At 33.8% G+C, this 15,393-nt stretch carries 19 protein-coding genes, 1 tRNA gene, 1 pseudogene and 1 other annotated feature; of the genes and pseudogenes, 13 read left to right on the top strand and 8 right to left on the bottom strand.

The features are described from left to right. From F5ESL0261_RS05625 to F5ESL0261_RS05605, 5 genes and pseudogenes are all read right to left on the bottom strand, one after another. Positions 1-619: pseudogene (locus tag F5ESL0261_RS05625) on the bottom strand (IS3 family transposase); the annotation flags it as partial. A 450-nt stretch (positions 620-1,069) separates the two neighbouring features. After that, complete coding sequence (locus F5ESL0261_RS05620) at positions 1,070-1,900, bottom strand: hypothetical protein (protein WP_122052511.1); 831 nt, start codon at positions 1,898-1,900, stop codon at positions 1,070-1,072. Between the two features lie 93 nt (positions 1,901-1,993). Beyond that, positions 1,994-2,311, bottom strand: a complete 318-nt coding sequence (locus tag F5ESL0261_RS05615) for a S24 family peptidase (RefSeq protein WP_122052508.1) — start codon at positions 2,309-2,311, stop codon at positions 1,994-1,996. Positions 2,312-2,644: 333 nt separating this feature from the next. Next, positions 2,645-2,734 (bottom strand) — tRNA-Ser (locus F5ESL0261_RS05610). A gap of 144 nt (positions 2,735-2,878) precedes the next feature. Next, positions 2,879-3,247, bottom strand: coding sequence for a MerR family transcriptional regulator (locus F5ESL0261_RS05605; RefSeq protein ID WP_122052506.1), 369 nt, complete (start codon positions 3,245-3,247; stop codon positions 2,879-2,881). Between the two features lie 157 nt (positions 3,248-3,404). Here F5ESL0261_RS05605 and F5ESL0261_RS05600 point away from each other — a divergent pair, with 157 nt between their 5' ends. The 5 genes from F5ESL0261_RS05600 to pnuC all read left to right on the top strand — a co-directional run bounded on the left by F5ESL0261_RS05600 (position 3,405) and on the right by pnuC (position 7,204). After that, positions 3,405-3,812, top strand: a complete 408-nt coding sequence (locus F5ESL0261_RS05600) for a carboxymuconolactone decarboxylase family protein (protein ID WP_045928178.1) — start codon at positions 3,405-3,407, stop codon at positions 3,810-3,812. 139 nt (positions 3,813-3,951) lie between these two features. Beyond that, positions 3,952-4,659, top strand: a complete 708-nt coding sequence (locus F5ESL0261_RS05595; protein WP_122052503.1) for an AzlC family ABC transporter permease — start codon at positions 3,952-3,954, stop codon at positions 4,657-4,659. Next, entirely contained in the window at positions 4,646-4,972 is a 327-nt protein-coding gene (locus F5ESL0261_RS05590; RefSeq protein ID WP_122052500.1) for an AzlD domain-containing protein, read from the top strand. The genes F5ESL0261_RS05595 and F5ESL0261_RS05590 overlap by 14 nt, the downstream gene beginning before the upstream one ends. A 219-nt stretch (positions 4,973-5,191) precedes the next feature. Beyond that, positions 5,192-6,355 carry a cation:proton antiporter gene (locus F5ESL0261_RS05585; RefSeq protein ID WP_122052498.1) on the top strand — a complete coding sequence of 388 codons (1,164 nt, stop codon included), beginning with the start codon at positions 5,192-5,194 and terminating at the stop codon, positions 6,353-6,355. Positions 6,356-6,490: 135 nt separating this feature from the next. Continuing rightward, complete coding sequence (pnuC, locus tag F5ESL0261_RS05580) at positions 6,491-7,204, top strand: nicotinamide riboside transporter PnuC (protein ID WP_122052495.1); 714 nt, start codon at positions 6,491-6,493, stop codon at positions 7,202-7,204. 31 nt (positions 7,205-7,235) lie between these two features. On the opposite strand, the gene F5ESL0261_RS05575 is transcribed toward pnuC, so the two are convergent. Continuing rightward, on the bottom strand, positions 7,236-7,544 hold the full coding sequence (locus F5ESL0261_RS05575; RefSeq protein ID WP_122052492.1) for a TipAS antibiotic-recognition domain-containing protein: 309 nt from the start codon (positions 7,542-7,544) through the stop codon (positions 7,236-7,238). Between the two features lie 179 nt (positions 7,545-7,723). On the opposite strand from F5ESL0261_RS05575, the gene F5ESL0261_RS05570 reads away from it, so the two are divergent. From F5ESL0261_RS05570 to F5ESL0261_RS05550, 5 genes are all read left to right on the top strand, one after another. After that, positions 7,724-8,233: a dihydrofolate reductase gene (locus F5ESL0261_RS05570; protein ID WP_122052489.1), complete on the top strand. Its 510-nt coding sequence runs from the start codon at positions 7,724-7,726 to the stop codon at positions 8,231-8,233. Position 8,234: 1 nt separating this feature from the next. Continuing rightward, positions 8,235-8,423, top strand: a complete 189-nt coding sequence (locus tag F5ESL0261_RS05565; protein WP_122052487.1) for a hypothetical protein — start codon at positions 8,235-8,237, stop codon at positions 8,421-8,423. A gap of 59 nt (positions 8,424-8,482) precedes the next feature. Further along, positions 8,483-8,722 (top strand) — a binding site (T-box leader). Positions 8,723-8,768: 46 nt separating this feature from the next. Beyond that, entirely contained in the window at positions 8,769-9,620 is an 852-nt protein-coding gene (locus F5ESL0261_RS05560; protein ID WP_122052484.1) for a MetQ/NlpA family ABC transporter substrate-binding protein, read from the top strand. A gap of 27 nt (positions 9,621-9,647) precedes the next feature. Further along, positions 9,648-10,712, top strand: a complete 1,065-nt coding sequence (locus F5ESL0261_RS05555; protein ID WP_122052482.1) for a methionine ABC transporter ATP-binding protein — start codon at positions 9,648-9,650, stop codon at positions 10,710-10,712. Beyond that, the gene (locus F5ESL0261_RS05550; RefSeq protein WP_122052479.1) at positions 10,705-11,406 is read left to right on the top strand and encodes a methionine ABC transporter permease; all 702 of its coding nucleotides are present in this window, start codon (positions 10,705-10,707) and stop codon (positions 11,404-11,406) included. The genes F5ESL0261_RS05555 and F5ESL0261_RS05550 overlap by 8 nt, the downstream gene beginning before the upstream one ends. A gap of 66 nt (positions 11,407-11,472) precedes the next feature. Here the strand turns inward: F5ESL0261_RS05550 and F5ESL0261_RS05545 are convergent, their stop codons facing one another. Next, on the bottom strand, positions 11,473-11,754 hold the full coding sequence (locus tag F5ESL0261_RS05545) for an HU family DNA-binding protein (protein ID WP_034979630.1): 282 nt from the start codon (positions 11,752-11,754) through the stop codon (positions 11,473-11,475). A gap of 161 nt (positions 11,755-11,915) precedes the next feature. After that, complete coding sequence (locus tag F5ESL0261_RS05540; protein WP_045928168.1) at positions 11,916-12,776, bottom strand: glycosyltransferase family 8 protein; 861 nt, start codon at positions 12,774-12,776, stop codon at positions 11,916-11,918. 209 nt (positions 12,777-12,985) lie between these two features. Here F5ESL0261_RS05540 and F5ESL0261_RS05535 point away from each other — a divergent pair, with 209 nt between their 5' ends. The 3 genes from F5ESL0261_RS05535 to dhaK all read left to right on the top strand — a co-directional run bounded on the left by F5ESL0261_RS05535 (position 12,986) and on the right by dhaK (position 15,383). Beyond that, the gene (locus F5ESL0261_RS05535; RefSeq protein WP_109586360.1) at positions 12,986-13,711 is read left to right on the top strand and encodes an SLAP domain-containing protein; all 726 of its coding nucleotides are present in this window, start codon (positions 12,986-12,988) and stop codon (positions 13,709-13,711) included. Between the two features lie 21 nt (positions 13,712-13,732). Further along, the gene (locus F5ESL0261_RS05530; protein ID WP_122052477.1) at positions 13,733-14,215 is read left to right on the top strand and encodes a nitroreductase family protein; all 483 of its coding nucleotides are present in this window, start codon (positions 13,733-13,735) and stop codon (positions 14,213-14,215) included. Between the two features lie 172 nt (positions 14,216-14,387). Further along, positions 14,388-15,383, top strand: coding sequence for a dihydroxyacetone kinase subunit DhaK (gene dhaK, locus F5ESL0261_RS05525; RefSeq protein ID WP_122052475.1), 996 nt, complete (start codon positions 14,388-14,390; stop codon positions 15,381-15,383). Positions 15,384-15,393 lie beyond the last annotated feature (10 nt).

Genomic DNA, 15,393 nt, shown 5'->3' with positions numbered 1-15,393 from the left:
AATTACTGCGGGATAGATGGGGCAGGTCAGGATTGGCATTAATGGCATCAAGAATAAAAGTTACGCTGACTTTAAGCTCGCGCCTTAGTTGGGTAACTGCCTGGGCTATTTCCGCGGCTTGCGGTTCTTGGTCCGCTGGTCGACTAAGACGCTCAATTTTTTTACGAATTCGTTCTCGATTTTCAGCTTCAAGTTCTGCTGGCGTAAGCGGTCGTTCTCTTGCTTGAGCCGATGATTTTCCTGTTTGATCAGCTGTCCTCTTTTGGTCATGGGGCGGTCGTCCTCTCTGCTTGTTAACGATATTATACCCATTTTTACGATATTCGCGCAGCCAATTGGACAACATGCCACTACTTTTTAAGCCCAAGTCAATAGATACTCGACGGGCAGGCTCATGTTCAACTATGATTCGCCTAAGGGCCTGCTCCTTAAAATCACTTGTATAAGCAGTGAAAGGCTGATCTAAAATAGCTAGACCGTGACGGCCAATTAAAGCTAACAAGTAATTAATATTAGTCTTGCCAACCCGATAACGCTGACTTAGCTCAGCAGGGCTGATTTGATAATCGTGCCAAAGATGATAGATTTCAGCTTTATCTTGTTTAGATAATTTAGACATAAAAATGACCCCCAAATTTGTCCTAAATTTGGGGGTCACTTCACTATATTGCTCAATGCCTTTTTGTAAAACAAAAAATATATAAGATTATTTTCATAGTAATGATAAAAGAAGGGTGCAGTTTATTTTTATAAAAATAATAGAAAATGAAATTTAGTAATTAATAATTAATTTTAAAGTTGGCGAACATTTTTATATGCTATTGACGATTTTTTCAATATTATTATCTTGCTGTGCTTTAAATTGATCAAGCATATAGGCATAAGCTTTTGCAGTTATTGTCATGTATGAGTTTCCTAAACGTTTTGAAATAGCATATAAATCAATTCCTTTACTGTTATGATAGAGAATGCAAAAGGTCATAAAAGTGTTGTATTTATGTTACTTCTAATAAATCTAAATTCGAACTATGATCTCCTAGAGGTTTTTTGTTTTTTAAATATTTAAATCTTATTTTTTACTTAAGCCAATTAATTCTATAGTAGACAATATAACTTCTCCAGCAGTTAAATCAGCCGTTACTTTGCTGACTTGACCTTTTTCAGCATTTTTGCCTAATATTTCGTTTAAATTATCATCAGAACCATCTTCCGATATTAAATTACCTCTGCCTTTTATTGGCCGTATGACATATCTTCCGGGTTTAATATCAAGTCCTACTAACCATATACCAGCACTTATTTTTGTTTTATATGTATATTTATCTGGTGTTGGTGTGAAGCTTGTAGACTCTATCCAATCTATCTTGATTTTGTCGTTTTTTACTAAGTTGGTAGTAAAAGAAGTTAACCGATCGCCATTAGCATCGTTTCCTAAAATAACGTTAATAGTGAAATCGCTGTTAGATAAATTACCACTGCCCTTGACAGCTTTAATAACGTATCTGCCTGGCTTGATATCTCTGCCGACTTTATACTTACCAGCACCTAAAGTAACTGCTTTAGCAGTGTTTTTCACTGGTATAAATTTGGAAACCTTTTTGGAAGCATAGTCAGAAAGCTTTTTCCTCTTTTTTACAGGAGATGGTTTTATTGAATGAGGTGCGGTAGTTTTGTATGTTTCATCATGATTCTCGGCTTTATTTGAAGTTGATACAAAGAAACCATAAATTAAAACTAGTATTAGTCCCCATACCCACCAACGTTTTACTAATGGTTCATTTGATGGATTTTTACTTGGTGTTGGTGCTTCTTTATAATCTTTTCTATTTTTTGATTTTCTATCACTAATAATAATGTAAATAACAAATATTATTAGTGCAATTACCCATAAAAATTTCATTTCCCTTCTCCCATTATACTTGTATCAGTACATTTATAATTTACCATTTTTATAAATGTCTTAAAAGAATAAATTTACACATATTTTTTAGTGCTATTGAATATCGTATTCTACACAGACAACTTTACCTAAAATTTTTTCCAGCTTATCTTTGTTTAACACAATCGAATCATAGTCATTATTTTTAGAAATTAAGATGACTTTATCTCCAACAAGCTTTACATGTTTAATCGTAGCCTTATCATCTATTAAAACAACTGTCAAATCAGCATTTTCAAAAGTTGGTTTTCTTACAAACGTTACTAATGATTTGTCCGGAATTAGAGGTTTCATGAAAGTGCCTTTGCAATATAACATAAACAGCTTATTAGAAGGCACATGGTCAAAAGCGTATTTTAATAAATCTTTCATCGTTTACTTTTGATATCACTGTACATTAAGTTACGTATAACATCAAAAAGCTAGATAAGAAATTACAGCCAGACATTGTAAGACTGGTTAAAAGCTATGAGGGAGGATAAAATTGCTATCGTCGATAATGAAATAGAGTTAAGTAATACTAATCATATTGAAATACAATAAGCTTTTAAGTTAAACATTAGTTTATTAGAAATAAAAGAGCAGTTTTTATAACTGCTCTTTTATATTTGATTCTGAATTACTATAATTAAAAGGTTGGCGAACATTTGGCGAACCAATTGCTAGCAAAGTATTGGTATATCAATGATTATAGCTACTACAAAAAGGAGAGTACAGGATTTGAACCTGCGCGCCAAGGAAAAACTTGGTTCGCCGGATTTCGAGTCCGGTGCATTACCACTCTGCCAACTCTCCATAACGAATAACATTATACCTTAACTGAAATTTTTTTCAACTTGCCATTTTCTTCTAAATTGAACAAGTGCGTGTTTGTTGTGTATTTGCTTGATGTAATATCGGAAAAAGCAATTAAATCAGTATACACACTAGATAGCAATATTATTCTTTTAGATCACCGATTGTCTTGAGATAGGTTTTGATTTTTTGTTCTACAAACTTGATATTATCGTTAAGTTTCTTTTCCTGTTCATGTAAATTATCAAGCTGCTTAAAAAGTAAAACAAGTCTATCAGGTATAGTTTGGTCTCCCTCATAGCGTAATTTGGTGTATTTTTGCATTTCTTTAATACTCATACCAGTCTTTTTTAAGCGAGAAATGAAACTAATCCATGCTACATCTTTTTCAGTATAGATGCGACGATTATTTTCATCACGATTTGGAAAAAGTAATCTTTGCTTTTCATAATAACGCAGTGTGTCAATTGAAAAGCCACTAAGTTTCGAAAATTGACCAATTGAATATTTCATTGTAGTTCCTTTCTAAAAAATTCCAGCAAAGTAAATGATACATCGTCATATTTTACCACTACCAAAAAATTTTGAAATAGTAGTTGACATGGACTATACTCCAGCAACTACTCTATTAACCGTTAAAAAAGTTTACAAAACAAAAAGGAGAAAAACTATGAAAAATGATGAACGTTATCAAAAAGGTTTAGTAAATTTAGAAAAAGTTGATCAAGAGGGCGGCAAATCAGTTATTGATTCACTAGCTGGTTTATCTGAAGATGTAGGTCGCTACATTATTGAATTTGCATTTGGTGACGTATACGATCGTGGTGTCCTGGATCTAAAGCAAAGGGAAATGATTACCATTACAACTTTGCTGACACAAGGTGACACAGAACCGCAACTGAATGTTCATATCAATGGCGCTTTAAATGTCGGCTTAACACCAAAGGAGGTAATTGAGACTTTTATTCAAACTATTCCTTACGTGGGATTTCCTAAAGTGCTAAACGCGATTAATGTTGCTAAAAAGGTATTCAAAGATCGTGGAATAGATTTCACGCAATCGAATAAAAGTGAATAAAGTCATGATTAAACTAGTTGCTTGTAATAGGTAAACTAGTTTTTTTATCTGAAGCTGATATAGTTCGTATTTTTATGACTATAAAACAAGCATGCATGAATTTAATTGTAAGTTAATTTTTGAGTTAAAGAAGTGAAATATGGAAAGTTCATTATCTAAGCGTGCAGCTGTTATTGACACAATTCCAACAGTTTTTGGCTATTTAGGAATTGCGTCCGCTTTTGGTGTGATTGCTCGCTCAACAGGTTTTTCGACTATTACAGTAATCATGATGTCAATCATAATCTATGCTGGGTCAGCACAATTTACCACTATTAGTATGCTAGTAGCAGGTAGTCCGATTGCTTCAATTATTTTTACTACATTTATGGTCAATTCAAGGATGATTTTAATGAGTACAACGGTGGCACCGTACTTTAAGAAAGATAAACTGGGCAAAGGTATTTTAATTGGCACGCTTTTAACTGATGAAAGTTTTGCTCTGGCGATGAATAAACTAAATTTTACAAATGACAAAATGAATTTCAGTTGGTTCAATACTGAAAATATGATTTCATATAAAACTTGGGTACTTGCTACAGCGATTGGTGCCATACTTGGCAACTTTATTAAAGATCCAAAACAATTAGGTCTTGATTTTGCAAATGTGGCAATGTTTATTGGTTTGTTATATTTGCAAGTAAACAATGATAAATCTTTAAATAAGCTGTTACAAGTAATAGTAATTTTACTGACAATGTTGTTGACCTATATTTTGACAATGATTTTGCCACCCAGTCTGGTTATTATTGTTGTAACTCTTATTGGATGTGCATTGGGGATGGTAATAAAACGTGTCTTCTTCTAACTATTTGTTTTTGACTATTATCGGATGTGGACTTGCAACTTGGCTATCGCGGATACTTCCCTTTGTTTTATTAAAAAAATTCACCTTACCTAAAGTAGTGGTTGAATTTCTATCTTTTGTACCGATAGTTATAATGTCTACTATGTGGTTTTGCAATTTATTCACTGCTCAACCAGGACAATTGCCAAAAGCTAACCTTGAATATCTTGTTGCTTCAGTGCCAACTTTTATAGCAGCGGTTATTAGCAAATCACTTTTAGTAATTGTTATTGTTGGGGTAGTTTCTTTAGCTTTATTACGATTTTTTATTTAGTGAAAGATTGATCAATAATTGTTTTATATCTCTGTAAATTTGAATTAAAAAAATTGTGAGTTATACTAATAAAAGTTGCTAATTTGTGCAAAAATCAAATTGGTTCTTAAATTAAATAAATATTTTGGTTGAAGTGAAAGACTTTCAAGAATTTTTCTCAGGTTTGGGTTGCCTGAGCAATTTTGAAGGTCTTTTTTGCTATAGAAAGCTGGAAGGTAAATGAAATTTTTAGGAATGCTAGTTGTTATATTAATAGCTACCCTAATTGGCGGCCAATTTAGTGTAAGGTTAAAATTACCAGCCGTTGTCGGTGAGTTACTAGCTGGAATAATAATAGGACCGGCAGTTTTTAACCTGGTACAACCTAGCGAAATCATCAAAGTTTTCTCAGACATCGGTGTGATTTTTTTGATGTTTTTGGCAGGTCTTGACAGTGATATTAAAACACTAAAAAAGCTTTTACGTCCTAGTGTGTTGGTAGCTGCCTTTGGTATGATAGTCCCAATCATTACCGCCTATGCGACAGGTATTTTCTTTAATTTTTCACAGGTTGAAAGCTTATTTTTAGGATTAACTTTTTCAGCAACTTCTGTTTCAATTTCGGTAGCAGTTTTACAAGAAATGGGACGCCTAAAAGGAAAAGAGGGCATGACAATTTTGGGAGCAGCAGTAGCAGATGACCTGTTGTCAATATTACTTTTGAGCATTGTTAGTGGACTGACAGGTGTTTCTGAGCAAGGCTCAAGTAAGGGAAAAAACTTTATTGTGAGCCTATTTATTCAGGCAGCCTTTCTTATATTATTAATTTTTCTTAGCGTTTATGTCATACCTCGGTTAATCAACTTAAGCCAGCGTCTGACATTGCCGGTTCCAGAGACCTTAGTAACAATGATAATTGTGGCATTTGCTTCATGGGGAGCTGAAGAAGTGGGGCTTAGTAACGTAATTGGCGCCTTCTTTGCCGGCTTGGCTCTGAATCGTACTTCAGCACAGAAAACGCTCAAGAAAAATTTTACCGTGATTAGCTACAGCAGTTTTATTCCTGTCTTTTTTGTCAGTATTGGTTTAGATATGAGCATTAAGGGAATATTACACGACTTTATTTTATTTATTGTTTTGGTAATTGGTGGTGTTTTTTCAAAATTGGTTGGCGCAGGTTTGGGAGCAAAGATTGCGGGTTTTAGCAATTCAAGTTCTTTGTTAGTTGGGAACGGAATGGTTTCGCGTGGTGAAATGGCTCTCGTTGTCGCACAAATAGGTTTGACTAATCATTTGCTAGCGCCGGCAGTGTATTCAACTGTGATAGGAGCAATTATCATGACAACTGTAATTTCACCCTTTCTCCTCAAATGGTCAATATTAAGAATGGATAAGAATGAATAAAGCAAAACAAGATACTTAAGATCAATACAGAGATCTGACCTTCTAGTTAAATTTCTTAAAGTCATTTAGAAGTTATGCTATGATTAAAACCGTGTTTTTTCACTGTTAAACTTAAACAGAAGGTAGGAAGGTCTGATGAAAATAAAGCCGAGTGCTGGAATCTTTAAATTAAGATGGTATATAGAGCAGATGCGAGGCTGGAGTTTTAAAACATATTTATTATTAATGTTGGGAATAGGCATTATTGTTGGTACTACTGTAGCCGCACCCGTTACTCAAATTTCCTTGTTAACAATGGTAGCTGCAATTTTGGGTTTTACATGTACACTTGCCATTACTAATGCCAGACAAATCAATGGTATTTTAGGTTTAATTTCTTCTGCGATTTATATTATAGTTTCCATATACGCCAAAAATTATGCCAATGTGATTTTGCAAGCTATTTATATTTTGCTGTTAGATTTACCTGTATTAATGTTGCCGTCTTGGTCTAAAGATACGGAAAAACATATTCATGGTTTGACACTGATAAAGTGGCTTCTTACCATTATCTTTTTTGCCATGGTGCTAGTTTTACTTTATCTGCTAGATACTAAACTTTTCACTAGTCCAAGACCCCTAATCGATGCAACAGCTGGAGCAATTGGAATTACTGGATCTCTTCTTTGTATGTTACATTTTCGCGAGCAATACTATTTTTGGACTATTCAGGGAATACTTTCAATTATTTTATGGGGAGTTACCGCATTTCAAGGGGATGCTAATCTAACTTTATTTTTAACATATATTTTGTATTTAACTAATGATTTACTGGCATTTACCGATAAGCATGTTAGCTGGTTTCACTAACAAAAAAGAAGTCTTTTTCAAAAGACTTCTTTTATTTGTCTAAATGTTTTTTGACAATTCTACTTAAGATCTTAGTTGCACCTTTGCCTGCCTTGTCATCATAATATGATTGATAGCGGGTATCATTGTCATAGGCATTCACAATACCTAAATGAATTTTAGTAGAATAATTCGGCATAACAATTTGCAACCAGTGTTGGTGATTTTTAAAAATAGCATCACTTAAGGCAGCTTCTTTAGCAGGGTCTTTGACAACTTCCTGTAAATCTCTTACCAGATCTGCCTCTGTTTGTTTCATTTTATTATATTTTGCTTCAGTAAATTCGTTAGATTCAGACATAATTTTCTCCTATAATCTGTTTAGATACTGAAATAACTATAGCAACTTTATCTTGAAAAATCATGTCCAAATTTGTTTGCGGAAAAAGCAAAATGTAACTAGGGACAATTGGTAAAGTGGAGCAAAAGACAAGAAATCTAATAAATAAAGCGCTATAATTAAGAAAGAAAGGCGAACTGATGATCACTTTTGTTTGGGCAGAAGATGAAAAACACCAAATTGGTATAGATGGACATTTACCTTGGAGATTGCCCGCAGATTTACACCATTTTAAAAAAATAACATATGGACATCCCATTGTTATGGGTAGAAAAACTTTCACGAGCTTGCCCCATATTCTACCAGGACGTACGCACGTTGTTTTATCAACTAGTCAGCAATTAAAAAAGGAATTTGATTCTGATAAAAGAGTTTTAATAATACCGTCGATCAGTGAATTACAATGCTGGATTCACAAGCACGAAAATCTGGAAATTTGTGTTATTGGTGGTAACTCGGTTTTTAGTGCTTTAAAAAAGCAAGTTGATTGCTTAGAAAAAACTGAAATAAAAGCCGCTTTTACAGCTGATGTGACAATGACCAAGCTTAACTATGGCGATTTTAAGATAGTAAAAAGGGAATTTCATCAACCTGATGATTCGAATTCTTATCCATATGAATTTTTAACTTATATGAGAAAGGAGAAGTGACATGAAACAAGTTATTGCTTCAACCGTCGTTTTACTAATTTGCATACTGATTTTGATTAGCAGTTTTTTACTTGCAGAAAACTTAAATCATAATTATTGGTGGCAGGTAATTGGCATGGCAATTGTTACTTTTGCTGTAGGACAATATTTTTTTAAAACTATAAAATCATACCAAACAAATAAAAAATAATTTATTTTTTGGTTGACAGAAGATTTTTTAGATGTTAAATTAATAAACAATTAAATAATTAATACATCTTGAAAAGCAGAGTAGCTATTATTTTTACTAACAAAGAGAGCTGACGTTTGGTGAGAGTCAGTTAGTAAGGTGTAGTGAACATGGGCTTGAAATGATGACTGCTAGTGATATTTAGCTAGTGGCGGAGTTGCATCCGTTAGCATTGCAAGCTATTGTTAGATAGCTGTTGAGGTTTATTACGTGAGTAATAAACAAATTAAAGGTGGTAACACGAAGCACTCGTCCTTAGTTTAGGATGAGTGCTTTTTTTTATTGAAAAATTGGGAGGTTTTTCTAATGACTAAAAAAAGTCGCAATATAATTATTGGAGTAATTGCAGCCATTGTAATTATTGCAATTGCCTGGTTTAGCTTTGGCAAAAAAGGGGATAGCAATCAAAAGAACCATGTTGTTACTGTAGGTATAGTTAGTGAGTCAAAACCCAAAGAGGTTATTTGGGATCACGCTGCGGCCTTGGCCAAGAAAAAATATGGCATAACAATTAAAATCAAGAATTTCACTGATTACAATCAACCAAATAAGGCCGTAAAAAGTGGAGACATAGATCTAAATGCTTTCCAACATTATGCTTTTCTAAAAGCTTGGAATAAAGCCAATCATGGTGGATTAGTAGCTATCGGACGCACAGATATAAATCCAATTAGGCTATATTCAAAGAAATATCATAAATTGAGCGAGCTGCCAAAAGGTGCCACAATTGCTGTTCCAAATGACGCAAGTAATGAATCTCGTTCCTTACTCGTTTTGAAAAATGCTGGATTAATTTCATTACGCAAAGGTAAAGCTCTTGTGACCGTTGCGGATATTGTGAAGAATCCTAAAAACATCAAAGTTAAAGAAATTAGTGCCGATCAATGTGGACGTGTGATTAATTCAGTCGATGCAGCAGTTATTAATAATGACTTTGCTCGTCCTGCAGGTTTAGGTGAAAAACAAACAATCTTTGTTGAGCCGGTAAATAAAGATTCTTATCAATGGATAAATATCATTGTAGCTAAGAAAGACCAAGCAAAGAACAAGGACTACCAGGCGGTAGTCAAATGTTATCAAACCGCTGAGACTAAACGGATACAAAAGAAATATTACGGAAATATGACTAGAAGTGCTTGGGACATTAAATTGAAGTAAAAATTTTAATGATCGGAGAAGATTGTAATGGGTATTATTGATTTAGAACACGTTAGTGTAGATTTTCCTGATAAAAAAGGCAAAATTGTGCAAGCAGTTCATGATGTTAGTCTAACTGTAGAAAAAGGTGATATTTTCGGAGTTGTAGGCTTTTCCGGAGCAGGTAAGTCTACCTTAGTCAGAACAGTCAACCTTTTACAAAAACCATCAGCCGGTAATATTAAAGTTAACGGAACCGATTTTGTCAAAGATGGCAAACAGGTAATAGCTAACAAAGATTTACAACTAGCTCGCAGAAAAATTGGCATGATTTTTCAAAATTTTAATTTATTAAATGAAATAAGCGTGGTTGACAACGTGTCCTTTGCCCTGAAACATTCTGGATTAAAAGAAAAAGAAATTAAGGAAAAATCATTAAAATTATTAGATTTAGTGGATTTAAGAGATAAAGCAAACTTTTATCCAGTGCAGCTTTCCGGAGGTCAGCAGCAAAGAGTTGCTATTGCCAGAGCTTTAGCGAATGAACCAGATATTTTGATTTCAGATGAGGCTACTAGTGCACTTGATCCCCAAAATACTCTTCAAATTCTGACATTGCTCAAAAAGCTCCAAAAAGATCTTAACTTAACTATTGTCTTGATAACCCATGAAATGGCGGCTATTAAGAAAGTTTGTAATAAAGTTGCCTTAATGCAGTCTGGACAAATTGTTGAAAAAGGAAGTTTAAGGGATGTTGTGCTACATCCTAAAAATGATTTGACCAAGAGTTTCGTGGGTGGCTCTTTGGAAGTAATCAACACTTTGAAATCTCTTAATATTGATAAGCTTGACAACGATAATGAGGCCATTTATCAACTTGTATATAGCATGGCTAATGTCACCAAAACAATTGTTGTTGATTTATACCGTGAAGTAGGAGTTGAAGCCAGCATGTTATATGGCAATGTTGAATTGCTTGATGATGAGCCAATTGGTACTTTACTTGTTCAAGTCAAAGGAGACAAGACAAAACAGCAGGAGACAGTTGCTTTTTTAAGAAAAGAAAAAGTTGCTGTCACTCGTTTAAACGAAAAGGGGGATCTATATGAGTAGTTGGTTTAGCAAAGTTTTTCCCAATGTTGTGCAATTAGGCTGGCTGGGAGACACTGGCTGGGGCACCAGCATTATTCAAACTCTGTATATGACTTTTTGGGCCGGAATTTTTGGCGGCATTTTGGGAATGGTTTTTGGTATCGTTTTAGTCCTAACAAAGAGTGACGGCATCAGGCCTAATAAATTTTGGTTTAACCTTTGTGATAAAATTGTTTCAATTTTTAGAGCAATTCCGTTCATTATTTTACTGGCATTCATAGCTCCAGTAACGCAAAAAATTGTTGGGACACAAATAGGTATTCAAGCTGCATTGGTTCCTCTGACATTAGGCTGTTTTCCATTTTATGCTCGGCAGGTTCAAGTAGCACTAGAAAGCGTTGACCACGGAAAAATTGAAGCAGCACAAAGTCTAGGAGCTACGATTTGGGAAATTATATTTAGTGTTTACTTAAACGAGGCTAGATCTGAACTTGCTCGCGTCTCTACCGTGACAATTATCAGTTTAATCGGTTTAACTGCAATGGCAGGAGCTATAGGTGCCGGTGGACTAGGTAATACAGCAATTTCATATGGATATAATCGTTTTAATAATGACGTAACACTTATTGCGACAGTTTTAGTTATTATTTTAATATTTATTGTTCAAGTTATTGGTGATTTTTTTGCCAACAAATTAAATCATCAAAATCGTTAAAAATTTTAAAGCAAAATAAAAACAACGAGTTGAATCTCGTTGTTTTTTCGTATTTAAATGTAGAATTTATTTAACTGCATCCTTCAATGCTTTACCAGGCTTAAATGCAGGTACTTTAGTTGCAGGAATCGTTAAAGTTTTACCAGTTTGTGGGTTTCTGCCTTTTCTAGCTGCACGATTACGTACTTCAAAAGAGCCAAAACCTATGATTTGTACTTTTTCGCCTTTAGCCAAGTTATCCTTAATTGATTCGATTAAAGCATCGATAACTTTTTCTGCATCTTTTTGTTTAAGATCTGTCTTTGCTGAAACTTCTTTAGTAAGTTCAGACTTGTTAATTGAAGCCATAATTCTTCTCTTTTCTATAAAAAATATTACACATTCAATGCTATTAAATAGTTTGCATTTTTTCTATACTAATCCACCTAAAGCATTGTGTCGCTTGATATTCGGCAACTTTTATTATTTTAGCACACATATAGCAAGCTTCAACAGTAAAAAGCTAAATGTTACGTTAATTTTTGCTGTTTTAACAAGCGATTGACCATTTGCAGGTAATTAAGGTAAAGGGGCTTAAACCGGGAATGTTTCTCCTTTTGCCACGGCTTAGGTTTACCGCAAAAGTGTAAAATTGAGGTGTTTTTCATGACCCATTCGGTGTTGATTTCACCTGTGCTTCTGGTTAAGTAAACTGAGAAAGCTCTGGCATCGTAGTTCCAGCGCGTTTCTGGAATTTTTAAAATATCTTCGCCATATAGATAATTGAGAATATCTTGATCTGGCAAAATTAAAGTATCATGATGCTCTTCAATTGCCTGAGTAATTTCTGTAATTTTAATTTTTGTACGCATTTGATCTAAATCCATCAGCATTATTCCAGAGTTAAAGTACCCTGTTGATGTACCCAGCCTGATATTATTAATTGAACTCATAATGTCCGTTAACCCTTCATGAACTGAAGCTGCAAACATTTTACCTTCAAGGTCTAACTCCCACAAGGGCACTATTGAATTAATAACTAAAATGTCAGGATCAAGATAAATAATTCGATGTAGATCTGCTGGCAAAATTTTACTTGAAAGTAATCTGAAATACATTTCTTTAGGATAATCATGCAAGTTGAGCAATGAATCAGGAAATTTAATATTCTTATTCATAGTCAAAGTGGATACCTGAATTCCTATTTTTAGCCCAAATTTTTTTAATTTATTCAGAGCATGCTGGTTAATATTGTCGTAAATTAGCCAGACATGAAACTCTTCAGTCATATTGTTCAGCCTAAGGGAATACATCATAACTTCGAGTGGTTTGATATAGTTTTGGTCTATAGTGACCAGTATTTCGATTGATTCTTTTTGCGACTTTTTCATGAAGTTCTTCCTTTAATAACATTTTTTTGTTTTCACTATTTCTAAGTATAAAGCAAAAGTAGATTCTGTACCTCATAATATAAGTTGTAAAAAAAACTAAATGCCACAAGATTAGAAGGTAAAATAATTGTTTTGATATTGTAAAAGAAATTATTTATTCAAAGTAGTAGAATGTATATGAATAAGTTTTTCAATAATGAGGTGTCAAAATGAAGAAAAAACTTTTGTTAAGTATAGTTGGAGTTGCATCTTTGACTTTAGGATTGAGTGTAACTAAGCCAGTGTTGGCTGCAGATACTCCTGCAGCAACCACCAATCAAAGTCAGACTAATACTACAACATCTAATACTACGAACGGAGATTCAAACACGTCAAATACTACTGACCAAAGTAAAACCAATAATGGACAATCTAATACAACTAACAGTACAAATAATCCTGCTACTGCAGATACTGACAAAAAGCCTAAGAAAAATAATACTAATTCAAATAATGCGATAAAATATTTAGGCAAAACTGTCAAATTAAAGAGAAATGCCTATATATTTGACAGTAAGGGTAAAAGAATTAAAAACAAAAAACTGAAAAAAGGAACAATTCTTTCAATTACGGGTTTTACCACAGTTAAAAATAAGAGTTACTTGCAAATATCATTAAATGGCAAGAAAACTAAGAAGAAAGAATACGTAAAGCCAGGTAATGTAAAACTTTTTAAAGTTGCCAGCTACAAGGTAAAACGCAACGCTAAAGTATACAATAGCAAAGGCAAGCTTTTGGTAAAAGGAAATAAATATTCATACGTTAAAAAAGGTACAACAGTTTTTGTCTATAGTACCAAGAAGATCAAAGGTAAAAAGTTAGTAGGAATATCTGAAACACAGTTTTTAAAATGGTCTGATTTAGTTCATAAGACTGGTAAAGCAGTTATCAAATAATTTTTTCTGGGAGGCAAACACATGACTGATCCTGTTTTAAAAAGAGTAGCTGTTAGAAAATACACTAATGAAAAAGTTGCTCAAGATGACATTGAAAAATTGATCAATGCGTTTCAGGCAGCACCTTGTGGCATGCACCAAACTGATGTAATGCAAATGACAGTGGTTGAGGATGAAAAATTACTGTCACAAATAGAACAGGTTACAAGTAACGCTTGCTATAATGCTCCTTTATTATTTGTCATTAATGTTAAAAAGAATAATGAATTTGGTGAAAGAGACGCATCTGTTGCAGCAGAAAACATAATGATAGAGGCTGCAGAACTCAACTTAGGTTCGGTTTATTTAATGAGTGCAGCCAGTGTACTTAATTCTGCCAAAAATTTGGAAGAAGAGCTTGGTGTTCCGGAGAATTTTGAGACCTGTGTCATTGTTGCCTGTGGACATGCTTCAGAACATCCTAATGATGATAGATCTACCAGGTATAAGGTTATAAGAAAATAATATTATTTTATAGTTTTGTATTAAACTTTAGCCATACTTTTTTGATGAAGTGTGCTAAAGTTTTTATTTTGCGCAAAATATTTAATTTATTGCAACGCAAATGGTTTATATAAATGTTACTTGGTATAATAGTTATGTAAGCGTTACATTTATTTACTTAAGGAGCTATTATATGAAAAAGATTATTAATGATCCAGCAAATGTTGTACCTGAAATGGTCAAAGGTATGGTCAGATCATATCCACAATTTATTTCTCAAGTTAAAGATACCGAAGCTGTTATGAGAGCAGATAAGGATTCAATGACCGGGAAAGTAGGTATTGTCAGCGGGGGAGGTTCAGGACATGAACCTACTCACGCAGGTTTTGTAGGTAAAGGGATGTTAAGTGCAGCAGTTTGCGGTCAGGTTTTCACATCTCCAACTCCAGATCAAATTTACGAAGCAATCAAAGCAGTAGATCAAAGGCAAGGTGTTTTTCTAGTTATAAAAAATTATTCAGGGGATGTCATGAACTTTGATATGGCAAAAGATATGGCTGACATGGACGACATTAAAGTTAAATCAATTGTAGTCGATGATGATATTGCTGTAGAAAACAGTACATTCACACAAGGAAGACGTGGAGTTGCCGGAACCTTGTTTATGCATAAGATTCTGGGAGCTATGGCTCAAAATGGTGCAAGTCTTGACGAAATTGATGCAGCAGCTAAAAAAGTTTTGCCTAATATTAAAACAATTGCTGTAGCTTTATCGGCTGCTACTAATCCTGAAACTGGTAAACCCGGTTTTGTATTAAAAGATGACGAGATTGAATTTGGAGTTGGCATTCATTCAGAGCCTGGCTATCGTCGTGAAAAAATCAAACCTGCTAAAGACTTAGTATCTGAATTAGTGGGCAAGTTAAATAATGAAATGCATTTAGAGCAAAATAAAAAGTATGCTGTTTTAGTTAATGGCATGGGTGCAACTCCTTTGATGGAACAATATATTTTTAGTAATGATTTGCTTGATAAATTGGCGGAATTTAATGTTAAACCTGCCTTTATCAAAATTGGTAATTACATGACATCGCTTGATATGGCTGGTATTTCACTCACAATTTTTGAGTTAGCTGACGAAAAGTGGCTTGAATATCTTAATCAACCAGTTGAAACGATAGCTTGGTAAAAGAGAGGGA

The sequence above is a fragment of the Lactobacillus sp. ESL0261 genome (assembly GCF_003693025.1).
GTDB classification, from domain to species: Bacteria; Bacillota; Bacilli; order Lactobacillales; family Lactobacillaceae; genus Lactobacillus; species Lactobacillus kullabergensis.
This window is presented reverse-complemented; position numbering and strand designations above follow the sequence as displayed.